This is a genomic window from Roseivivax isoporae LMG 25204 (genome assembly GCF_000521865.1).
In the GTDB taxonomy this organism is placed as follows: Bacteria; Pseudomonadota; Alphaproteobacteria; order Rhodobacterales; family Rhodobacteraceae; genus Roseivivax; species Roseivivax isoporae.
This window is the reverse complement of sequence record NZ_JAME01000065.1, coordinates 1-9,312: the sequence shown is the minus strand read 5'-3', so window position 1 is coordinate 9,312 and position 9,312 is coordinate 1. Positions and strand designations below refer to the sequence as shown.

Below are 9,312 nucleotides of genomic sequence, written 5' to 3'. Positions count from 1 at the left end.
GCGGGCGCCGCGCAGCCCGCGCGCGCGGCGACGCTGTCGGTGTCGGCCCGGCTCCTGACCGAGGCACTGGCGCAGGACGCCATCGCCGCGGTCGAGCGGTCGGTCGGGCTCGCCATGTTCGCCGTGGACCACCCGGTCGGGCAGATGGCGCGCGACCTTGCCTGCTATGTCCGCCAGTCGGCGCCCGATGCCTTCGCCCTGCGCGTCGGGCGGGCCATGCTGGTCGAGGCGCCGGGCCTCGGGGCCTGGATGGATGACTGACGCGCCGGTGCGCCCCGCGACGCTCGGGGACCTCTCGGGCGGCGCGCCGCTCCTCGTCCTTGCCCCGCATCCCGACGACGAATCGCTCGGCTGCGGGGCGCTCCTCGCCGCCGCGTTCGAGGGACCGGGCGCCCACGTGGTCTGCATGACCGATGGCGGCGCGTCGCACGCCCCCTCGCCGGACTGGCCGCGCACCCGCCTCGCGACCCTGCGCGCCGCCGAGCTCGAGGCCGCGGTGGCGGCGCTCGGGGGCACGCGCGGGGACATCACGCGGCTGGACCTTCCCGATGCGGGCATGGAGGACATGGCGGACAGCCACGACGCGATCGCCGCCCGCATCGTGTCGCTGGCGCGGCAGACCGGCGCGCGCACTCTGGTCGCGCCGTCGGCGCGCGATCCCCATTGCGACCACGTGGCGACGGCGGCGATCGCGGCGCGGGCCGCGGCGCTCGGAGCGCTGCGGCACCTGAGCTACGCCATCTGGTCGCGCTGGCGCGGAGACGCGCCCGAGCCGCCCGCCTGCCGTTTCGACACCGCGCCCCACCGCGCGCGCAAGGCCCGCGCCATCGCCTGCCACCGCTCGCAGCTGGGCTGCGTCGCGGGGCTCGACCCGGGCGGGTTCCGGATGGCGCCGGGCTTCGTCGCGCTCTTCCGCGACCACGACGAGATCTTCTCCGAGGTCGCGCCATGACGGGGGTCGGCATGGACCACCTGCAGCGGCTCTATGCCGGGACCGACGATCCGTGGTCGTTCCGCGAAAGCGCCTACGAGCAGGCGCGGTTCCGCGCCACCGCCGCCGCCCTGCCCCGCCCGCGCTACGCGGCGGCGCTCGAGATCGGCTGCGGCAACGGCGAGCTCGCGCGCCACCTCGCGCCGCGCTGCGAGCGCTACCACGGCGTCGACGCGGTGGAGGCGGCGCTTGCCGCCGCGCGGTGCCGCGTGCCCGGCGCAACCTTCTCGCGCCTCTTTCTGCCGGCGCCGCTGCCCGCGGGGCCGTTCGACCTGATCCTCCTGTCCGAGATCCTCTATTTCCTCGACGCCGCCGGCCTGCAGGCGCTCGGACGCGAGGTCCGGCGCCGGCCCGCGGCCGACGTGGTCTGCGTGACCTGGCGCGGGCCGACGGGACATCCTCTGCAGGGCGAGGAGGCGCTCGCGCGCTTCGTGGCGGCGAGCGGCCGGACATTCGCGCGCAGGGACAGCCCGCGCGGCTGCCGCATCGACGTGGCGCGGGGTCATCCGTGACGCCCGCATCGGCGACGCGGCACGCTGGACCGCCCCTCCCGTCCGGGGCGGCGCTCGCCGTCGTCGTGCCCGCCTGCAACGAGGAGGCGCGGATCGAGGCCTGCCTGCGCGCGCTCGCCCGGCAGGAGGGCGCGCCCCCGCTCTTCGTCAGCCTCTGCGTCAACAACAGCACCGACCGTTCTGCCGCGCGGGCCGAGGCCGCGGCCGGACGCCTGGGCCTGCCGGTCCTGCTGACCGAGGTCACGTTCGGCACGGGCGGGGTCGGCCGCGCGCGCCGGCTCGGCCACGCGGCGGCCCTCCGGGCGTGCCCGGGCGCGGGCGTGCTTCTGTCGACCGACGCCGATTGCGTGCCCGCACCGGGATGGGCAGCGGGAATGGCGGGTGCACTCGCCCGGGCGCCCGTCGCGCTCGGCGGCATCTGCGCGCTTCCGGGCGAGCTTGCCGCCCTGTCGCCCGACTACGCGGCGTGGTCCGCGGTCGAGGACGCCTATGCCGCGCTCTCGGTGGAGTTCGGCTGCCTGCTCGACCCGGCCGGGACGGACGGGATCGGCATCAACACCGCCGGCGGCGCGAATCTCGGCCTGCGCCGCGAGGCCTATCTCGCGCTCGGCGGCTTCCGCGACCGGCAGAGCGGCGAGGACCGCGACATCGTCGCGCGCGCGCTCGCCGCGGGCTACCGCCCGGTGCGCGCCCGCGACGCGGTGGTGGCGGCCTCCATGCGCAGCGACGGGCGGGCGCCACGGGGCATGGCCGCGCGGGTGGCGGCACGGCTCGCGCGCCGCGACGCGCCCCTCGACACGGCGCTTGCGCCGCTCGAGGCGATGATCCGGCACCACCTGGCGGCGCAGCCGGGGCATCGGGGTGCGGCGCGCACGCCCATGTCCCGGCGCGAGGCGCTGCGCGACCTGCCCGAGCTCGAGCGCTGCGTCAGCGTGCTGCGGGCGCTGCCGGACGTGCCGGCCCGCCTGCGCTATCTCGGCACGCGGGCCGAGCGCGCGCGCGCAGGACGCTCGGGAGAGTGTCTCCTCGCCCCCTGAGATCAGGCGGCAGCCACGGCGGGCCGCTCCACCACCACGCGCGCCTGCAGGACCAGCGCGGTCGCAAGCGGGATGGCGGCGGTGCCGTAGAACATCGCCCCGGGCCCGATCCCGCCCGAGACGAGGCCGGCGATGGCCGGGCCGATCACGCTGCCCGTGGCGGTCGCCAGCAGCGCGGCGGTGAAGCCGAGCGAGGGGAACGACGGGAAGAGCCGCTCGGACCAGAAGGCCAGCACCGCGCTCGTCATCATGACGTTGATCCCCTGCAGACCCGCGGAGGCCACGAGGCCGGACCAGCTGCCCGGCAGGACCGCGGCGAGCGCGAGCGAGCCCGCAGCGGCAAGGAGGAGCGCGCGCAGGAGCCAGGTCAGGCCGATCGCGTCGCGCACCCACCCGGTCAGGAGGCCGACGAGCCCGAAGATCCCGTAGAAGATGAAGACGAGGGAGGGCGCCGCGCCGGCGGGCAACCCGGGCACGCCGCCCTGGGCAAAGCGGTCGGCGGCGAACGAGATGTAGACCGCCGAGGTGATGCCGTAGACGAAGGCGATGGCGAAGAGCGGAAGCGCCGCGCGGTGCAGGACGTCGCGCCAGCCGTTGTCCGGCCCGGGCTCCGGCGACTTCTCCACATGCCGCAGCGCCGCCCAGTTGCCGAGGAAGGCGAGCGCGCTCGCGGCGGCGAAGACACCCCAGCAGGCGCGCCAGTGGACCCCGAGGACCACCATGGCGAGCGCCACCGCCCCCGCGCCGGCGATGCCGACGCTCGTGCCCGTGCTGATCTCGGACAGGGCCGTGGCCCGGTCGACGTCGCGGATCTTGCGGTGCACCGCGTCGTTGAAGGGCGTCCAGGCAAAACCCGCGCTCGACGCCGCGAGGAACACGCCCGTGGCGAGGACCGGCACGTTCGGCGCGAGCGCGACGATGGCGGTGCCGATCGCCGCCGCCGCGAGCCCGGTGAGGACCGGGAATTCGGGGCCACGGCGGTTGAGAAAGACCTGCGCCACGAGGAGACCCAGGAAGAAGCCCGCGAAACCCGTGCTCGACACCAGGCCGACGGTCGCGGGCGACATGGAGAAGGCCTGCGTGAATTGCGGCACGAACAGGCCGAAACCCATGCGGCCGGGGCCGTAGCTGATGGCGGTGGCGGCGAACCCGGCCGCGGACAGGCTCTGGAAAAATGTCATGGCGCGACCCTCCGTTCGCGCCGAAAGTCCCGGCGCGGCCGGATGTTCCTGCCGGCCGGGCTTCCCGAACGTCAGCGTGGCCGCGCGGTCAGGCCCGGCGCACGGCGAGGAGGGTCGCGACGAGGGCGAGCACGCCCAGCGCAGCCTTGGAGACGGGCTCCATCGTGCCCTCGATCAGGAGCGCGTGCACCAGGCTGCAGGTCACGATGAGGACGGCGAGCGCGCGGTGCGCGAGCCGCCACCTGCGCACCGGCAGGCGCCGCCGCAGGGCCGCGACGGCGGCGGTGGCGAAGACCGCCCACATGGCGACGACGCCCCAGGGCGAGAACGGCGTGGGCGAGGTGAAGGTCAGCGCGTCGATCACGTCGGGAGGCGAGGTGATCCAGAGCCCCGCCACGTGCAGGACGACCGCGACGAGGAGCGCCACGCCCACCGCCCGGTGGGCATGGCGCGCGCGCGGCCCCCGCAGGCCCGGCAGTGCGCGGAGCATCAGGAGCGGCTGCACCAGCAGGAATCCGAGCCCGACGATCCCCGCGAACCCCGCCGCGATGTAGACCGGCCCGCGCCAGGCGAGGAGCGGGCTCGCCGCCGCGGCGAGGAGCGGGACGGCCAGCGCGAGGCCGAGCGCGGCCCAGATCAGGGTGGCGCGCAGGGGTCTGCGGGGGCCGACCGTCAAGCCGGCTGCAGCACGAAATGCGCCTCGAGGCTCGTGTCCCGCGCGCTCGGCATGACGGGGCGCAGGAACACGGTCTCGTAGTCGCCGCTGTCATAGGCGAGGTGGCCGTGGGGCTGGCCGAAGGTCGGCACGATCTGCGGCATCTCGAGGGCGAAGGTGCCGTTCTCGTCGGTCAGCGTGGCGCCGTGGCTGTGCCAGTCGCGCTCGCGCCCCTCGGTGGTGTGTGCCCAGATCTGGATGCGCTGGCCCGGCAGCGGCGCCCCGTCGCCGGCGCGGCGCACGGTGCCCCGCATCCAGAACCCGCCGCCGCCGATGCGCTCGACGATGGGCGCGCCCAGACGGTAATTGTTCGCCCCGCCGCGCATGGTCGGCGTGGGCGCAAGCCCGGAGGCGCGGGCCCGCGCGGGCACCAGCACGCCGCCCGTCGTCGCGGCAAGTGCGAAGGCGCCCCCCGCAGTCAGCAGGCGGCGGCGGTCGAAGCTCACGTCGGTCATCTGCAAGGCTCCCTGCGATCGTCGGATGATGCAGGCGGGAGTGTAGCGGAGCCCGGCCCGCCGTCCAAAGACCGCCGGGCCCACGGGCCTTCACGCTTTCGTGGCACGCGTTCGCGGCACGGCCGGCCGGGGGACCCCGCCCCGGCCGGCCCGGGGATCAGCTCATGCCGAGCGCGGCCTTGTACATCTCGAGCACCGCCTCTTCCTCGGCGATGTCGTCCGGTTCGCGCTTGCGCAGCGCGATCACCTTGCGCATGACCTTGGTGTCGTAGCCGCGCGCCTTCGCCTCGGCCATGACCTCCTTCTGCTGGTCCGCGATCTCCTTCTTCTCGATCTCGAGCCGCTCGAACCGTTCGATGAACTGGCGGAGCTCTCCGGCGGCGACGCCGTAGCCGCCGTCATCGGGTGCGCTGTCCTGCATTCTCTGCCTCCTTGGGTCGGAAGCCCCGCCATACCCCCGATGCCGCGCGCCGGGCAAGGGGCGGCGCGGGCTTGCCCGGGGCCCCGCGATGGATTAGCCCCTGCGCCGACGGACACGGGCGGCGGAGGACGCACATGCAAGGACTGGTCTGGGGCGGCACGGCCCTGTCGGCGATCGGCCTCGCGGGGCTGATGGTCTGCATCCTGCGCGTCCTGCGCGCCCGGCGCGCAAAGCTCGACGACGACGCGATGCGCGCCGAGATGCGCAAGGTGGTGCCGCTCAACATGGGCGCGCTGTTCCTGTCGGTGATCGGCCTGATGCTGGTGATCGTGGGCATCATCCTCGGCTGAGGGCCAAGCGCCTCAGGCCGGGTCGCAGAACCGCGTGCCCTCGCGCACGTGCATGGCCCAGAGCGGGTGCGGCGCCCAGAAGGCACGGTCGGGATGGTCGAACCCGTCGAGCGCACGCCGGAGCCCGAAGAGGCCGGCGAGGTCCGCGGCCTTCATCGGGCCGCCGCGGTGGCGCGGGAAGTCGCAGCCCAGCACCGCCGCCGCGTCGATCTCGAGCGCCTCGGTCACCATGCCCTCCTCGAGCATGCGCGCGCCCTCGTTGGCGAGCGCCGCGAGCATCAGCCCGGAGATGGCCTCGGGCGGGAGCGGCGGCGCGGGCGGGCGGGCCGCGTCGATCAGCGCCTGCGCGGCGGGCGCGGGAACGGGCGTCGCGCCGGTCCAGTCGTAGAAGCCCCCGGTGCCGTCGGCGCGTCCGTGGCGGCCCGCCCCGGACAGGAGCGCGGACCAGTTCACCGCGCCCTCGGGACGGGTGCCCGCCGGCACGCCGTCGAGCCCGGTGACGTCGCGCAGTTCGAACGAGGGGCGCGCCCAGCCCCAGGCGCGGAGCGCCGCGTCCACATCCGCCGGCGCCTGCCCCGCGTCGACGAGCCCGTCCGCCGCGCGGTGCAGCGCCGCGGTCAGCCGGCCCGAGGCGCTGAGCCCGTCCGAGACCACGCGCACCGCCACCTTGCCGAGCGCGCGGGCGAGCGCCAGCGCCGCGTCGACATCCGCCGCGCTGGCCGCCGGCCCCTCGATCACCTCGACCAGCGGATGGCGGGTCGCCGGGGCGGCGAAGCGCAGGCCGATGCGCTCGACCCAGCCCGGAAAGGCCACGGCGCGCACGATGCGGGCGGGAACCGGGACATCGCCCTGACCGCGGGCGGCATGAATCACGAAATCCGCGCCCTCGGCCATGGCCGCGCTGTCGCCGAGCGCCAGCCGGTCGAGCCGTTCGGCCGCGCGCGCCTCCGCGAGGAGCCCCTCCGACACCAGCCGGTCGTAGTGGGCGCGCACCCGGACCATGCCCTCGCGCAGGATGTCGGGCCGCCGGGTGCCCCAGCGCACGGCGAGCCCGCGGTCGAGCGCCGCGATCGCCAGGTGCGCGGCGAGGAGGCCGCCGCCCAGGATCGCGAGGCTGCCAATGTCCGCGGCCGGGGGGCGGCCGCACGCGGCGAGGCGCGGCGCGCGCTGCTCGGCCGCGAAGACGTGGCGCAGGGCGACGGAGACGTCGGAGCGGCGGCTTTCCTCCGCCGCCTCGGCCTCGAAGGCGAGGCCCGCCTCGATGGGCAGGATCTGCGCGGCCTCGACGGCGTCGACGATCCGGGCGGCCGCGGCCGCCGTGGTGCCCGAGAGCCGGGCGCGGCGCGCGGCGATGGCGCGCTGGTAGGCCACGCCGTCGCCCATGCCGGGCCGCAGCGTCGCCGTGGGCCGCGGCCCGGCGCCCGCCGCCGCGAGCCTGCGGGCGAGCGCGATGGCAGCGGCACGGGGCTCGCCCGTCGTGACCGCGTCGAAGAGCGGCGCGAGGGCCGGATCCGCGGCGCGCAGGGTCCGACCCGAGAGCATGAGGTCGAGCGCCGGGCCGGCGCCCAGGAGTCGCGGCAGGAGCTGGGTCGCGCCGCCGCCGGGCACGAGGCCCAGCCGCACCTCGGGGAAGGAGAGCCGCGCCTCGGCCGCCGCGACGCGGTGGTGCGCGGCGAGCGCAAGCGCGATGCCGCCGCCGAAGATGGCTCCGGACAGCGCCGCGACCACGGGGCGGGGAAAGCACGCGAGCCGGGCGCAGAGCGCCCCCTGGGAGGGATCGCGCGGGGCCGCGTCGTATTCGCGGACGTCGGCGCCCGGCGGAAAGCCCGTGGCGCCGCCGGAGAGGACAAGCGCGCGGAGGTCGGGATCCCCCTCGGCCGCGGCGAGCGCGTCGAGGAGCGCCGCGCGCAGTTCGGGGGTCAGCACGTTGCAGGGCGGCGCGTCGATGTCGATCACGCCGACGCCGTCCATGACGGAAAGGCTCACCGGCCCTGTGATCTGCCCGTCCATGCCTGCCCTTCTGCCGCGTTCGTCCGGGCGCTTCGGCCCGGTTGTCCGCGCGATGCGCCCGGGAGCGCACCGCCACGGGTCCAGTAGACGGAAAAAGCCCGCGCCGGGCAAGGGAGCGGCGGCTTTCGGACGGGAAGTGGTGCGCGGGAGCCGCGACCCGGGACGCGGCGCGACGGGCCGTCCCGGGACGCGGTGGAGAAGGTCCCGCCGCTCAGACCGGCAGGTTGTCGAACATGGCTTCCGCGGCCTCCTCGGCCGCACGCCGCGCGGCATCGGTCCGGCCTTCGCGGCGCGCCGCCACGATGCCCAGCCGCTCGAGCACCGCGGTGCGTGTCGGTTCGTCCGCCCGAGCGAGATCGCGGCCGAGCGCGTCGACCCTTGTCTGAAGTCGCTTGTCCATCGGTTTCTTCCTCCCAGATGGCGATGCGGGGCAGCGGCGGAGAGGACGGGCCCGGCCGGGCGCGCCTGGCCTCCGCCACACGCATCGCGTGTACGACTTTCGCCGCTCTTGCCTCCCGGATCAACGATTCGCAACGCGCGCGCGCACGATTCGCGATCTTCTGCCCGGAACGCGTGCAGCCGGGGGCGGCCTGCCGCTTGATCGGCGGGGCGAGAGGTGTCAAAGCAGGCCTCCGAAGGCCAGGAGCGGACACATGGACATTCGTCACGTCAGCGGGACCTACCACGTCTCGCCCCAGATTTCGGAAGAGGACGTCGCGGCAATCGCCGCGGCGGGGTTCGGCACGGTGATCTGCAACCGTCCGGACGGCGAGGTGCCGCCGAGCCATCAGGCCGCGGCCATCGCGCGTGCGGCCGAGGCTGCGGGCCTGCGCTTCGAGGTGCTGCCGCTGACGCACCAGACCATGACCCCCGAGAACGTGGGACGCCAGATGGCGATGGTCGAGGATGCCGGTGGCAAGGTGCTGGCCTATTGCGCATCGGGCACCCGCTGCACCGTCGCCTGGGCCCTCGCGCAGGCGGGCAGCCTGCCGGTTGACGAGATCCTCGCGACCGCGGCGCGGGCGGGCTACGACCTGTCCGGGCTGCGCCCGACGCTCGAGGCCGCGGCGGCGAACCCCGACCGCGGCTGAACCTTCAGGCGCTCAGTCGTCCCCGGACGACGCGGCGCCCGGCAGGTCGAGCGCGAAGTCGAAGGACTGCCCCCCGTCGCCGTCGAGCGCGAGGTCGAAATCGAGGGGCGGCAGCTCGAACGCCTCCCCCTCCGCCGCGTCGTCGGCGGGGTCCGGCACGGGGTCCGCATCCCCGACCCACGGAATCCCGACATCGAGATCGCCGAGCCCGGCGAAGGCCGGGCCCTCGTCGGCGGGCGCGTCGGCATCGGACGGGCCGGCGAGCGCGGCGGCCGCGCGCTGCGCCGCGGCGCGGGCGGCGCCCGTCGCCTCCGACACCCGGATGGCGCGCAGGCCGTTCATCTGCCCGAGCCGGCCGCGGGTGACCACGTGGCGCCCGCCGGCCACGAGTTCGGCCATGTCGAGCGCGCCGGGCGGCAGCGGCAGCAGCGCGCCGGGCGCGAGCGCCTCGAGCGTGGCGTAGGGCAGCCGCAGGCGGCAGAGCACCGCGTCGATGCGCGCGGGCAGCGACAGGACGAGATCCTCGTGCGGCGGGGGCCCTGCATCGCT

The 9,312-nt window shown here is 75.8% G+C and carries 12 protein-coding genes and 1 pseudogene; 6 read left to right on the top strand and 7 right to left on the bottom strand.

Features of this window, described 5'->3' with window-relative positions:
* The 4 genes and pseudogenes from RISW2_RS25120 to RISW2_RS21790 form a co-directional block, all read left to right on the top strand.
* Nucleotides 1-261, top strand: a pseudogene (locus RISW2_RS25120) (acyl-CoA dehydrogenase); the annotation flags it as partial.
* On the top strand, nt 254-952 hold the full coding sequence (locus tag RISW2_RS21800; protein ID WP_043775108.1) for a PIG-L deacetylase family protein: 699 nt from the start codon (nt 254-256) through the stop codon (nt 950-952). The pseudogene RISW2_RS25120 and the gene RISW2_RS21800, both read left to right, overlap by 8 nt.
* Nucleotides 949-1,503, top strand: coding sequence for an SAM-dependent methyltransferase (locus RISW2_RS21795; protein WP_051492291.1), 555 nt, complete (start codon nt 949-951; stop codon nt 1,501-1,503). The genes RISW2_RS21800 and RISW2_RS21795 overlap by 4 nt, the downstream gene beginning before the upstream one ends.
* Complete coding sequence (locus tag RISW2_RS21790) at nt 1,500-2,540, top strand: glycosyltransferase family 2 protein (RefSeq protein ID WP_084615526.1); 1,041 nt, start codon at nt 1,500-1,502, stop codon at nt 2,538-2,540. Before RISW2_RS21795 ends, RISW2_RS21790 begins: the two co-directional genes overlap by 4 nt.
* A 2-nt stretch (nt 2,541-2,542) precedes the next feature.
* Here RISW2_RS21790 and RISW2_RS21785 read toward each other — a convergent pair whose 3' ends face one another.
* From RISW2_RS21785 to RISW2_RS21770, 4 genes are all read right to left on the bottom strand, one after another.
* Nucleotides 2,543-3,721, bottom strand: a complete 1,179-nt coding sequence (locus tag RISW2_RS21785; protein WP_043775105.1) for an MFS transporter — start codon at nt 3,719-3,721, stop codon at nt 2,543-2,545.
* A gap of 88 nt (nt 3,722-3,809) precedes the next feature.
* Nucleotides 3,810-4,397 (bottom strand): ferric reductase-like transmembrane domain-containing protein, encoded by a 588-nt coding sequence (locus RISW2_RS21780; protein ID WP_051492289.1) that lies wholly within the window; start codon nt 4,395-4,397, stop codon nt 3,810-3,812.
* Complete coding sequence (locus RISW2_RS21775; RefSeq protein ID WP_043775102.1) at nt 4,394-4,891, bottom strand: peptidase associated/transthyretin-like domain-containing protein; 498 nt, start codon at nt 4,889-4,891, stop codon at nt 4,394-4,396. The genes RISW2_RS21780 and RISW2_RS21775 overlap by 4 nt, the downstream gene beginning before the upstream one ends.
* Nucleotides 4,892-5,048: 157 nt before the next feature.
* Nucleotides 5,049-5,312 (bottom strand): DUF2312 domain-containing protein, encoded by a 264-nt coding sequence (locus RISW2_RS21770; RefSeq protein WP_043775099.1) that lies wholly within the window; start codon nt 5,310-5,312, stop codon nt 5,049-5,051.
* Between the two features lie 134 nt (nt 5,313-5,446).
* On the opposite strand from RISW2_RS21770, the gene RISW2_RS21765 reads away from it, so the two are divergent.
* Nucleotides 5,447-5,662, top strand: a complete 216-nt coding sequence (locus RISW2_RS21765; RefSeq protein ID WP_043775096.1) for a hypothetical protein — start codon at nt 5,447-5,449, stop codon at nt 5,660-5,662.
* A gap of 12 nt (nt 5,663-5,674) precedes the next feature.
* On the opposite strand, the gene RISW2_RS21760 is transcribed toward RISW2_RS21765, so the two are convergent.
* Nucleotides 5,675-7,672, bottom strand: a complete 1,998-nt coding sequence (locus RISW2_RS21760) for an enoyl-CoA hydratase/isomerase family protein (protein ID WP_043775093.1) — start codon at nt 7,670-7,672, stop codon at nt 5,675-5,677.
* A gap of 211 nt (nt 7,673-7,883) precedes the next feature.
* On the bottom strand, nt 7,884-8,072 hold the full coding sequence (locus RISW2_RS21755) for a hypothetical protein (RefSeq protein WP_043775090.1): 189 nt from the start codon (nt 8,070-8,072) through the stop codon (nt 7,884-7,886).
* 253 nt (nt 8,073-8,325) lie between these two features.
* Between RISW2_RS21755 and RISW2_RS21750 the strand changes: the two genes are divergently transcribed.
* Nucleotides 8,326-8,763: a protein tyrosine phosphatase family protein gene (locus tag RISW2_RS21750; protein WP_043775087.1), complete on the top strand. Its 438-nt coding sequence runs from the start codon at nt 8,326-8,328 to the stop codon at nt 8,761-8,763.
* A gap of 12 nt (nt 8,764-8,775) precedes the next feature.
* Here the strand turns inward: RISW2_RS21750 and RISW2_RS21745 are convergent.
* Nucleotides 8,776-9,312, bottom strand: a 537-nt coding sequence (locus tag RISW2_RS21745; protein WP_162164352.1) for a FliM/FliN family flagellar motor C-terminal domain-containing protein, incomplete at its 5' end; no start/stop codon positions are given.

What these genes read in the sequence shown, in the direction of transcription:
- RISW2_RS21800 (WP_043775108.1), top strand. Translation starts at nt 254, where the DNA reads ATGACTGACGCGCCGGTGCGCCCCGCGACGCTCGGGGACCTCTCGGGC.
- RISW2_RS21755 (WP_043775090.1), bottom strand. Translation starts at nt 8,072, where the DNA reads ATGGACAAGCGACTTCAGACAAGGGTCGACGCGCTCGGCCGCGATCTC.
- RISW2_RS21785 (WP_043775105.1), bottom strand. Translation starts at nt 3,721, where the DNA reads ATGACATTTTTCCAGAGCCTGTCCGCGGCCGGGTTCGCCGCCACCGCC.
- RISW2_RS21770 (WP_043775099.1), bottom strand. Translation starts at nt 5,312, where the DNA reads ATGCAGGACAGCGCACCCGATGACGGCGGCTACGGCGTCGCCGCCGGA.
- RISW2_RS21750 (WP_043775087.1), top strand. Translation starts at nt 8,326, where the DNA reads ATGGACATTCGTCACGTCAGCGGGACCTACCACGTCTCGCCCCAGATT.
- RISW2_RS21760 (WP_043775093.1), bottom strand. Translation starts at nt 7,672, where the DNA reads ATGGACGGGCAGATCACAGGGCCGGTGAGCCTTTCCGTCATGGACGGC.
- RISW2_RS21765 (WP_043775096.1), top strand. Translation starts at nt 5,447, where the DNA reads ATGCAAGGACTGGTCTGGGGCGGCACGGCCCTGTCGGCGATCGGCCTC.
- RISW2_RS21775 (WP_043775102.1), bottom strand. Translation starts at nt 4,891, where the DNA reads ATGACCGACGTGAGCTTCGACCGCCGCCGCCTGCTGACTGCGGGGGGC.
- RISW2_RS21795 (WP_051492291.1), top strand. Translation starts at nt 949, where the DNA reads ATGACGGGGGTCGGCATGGACCACCTGCAGCGGCTCTATGCCGGGACC.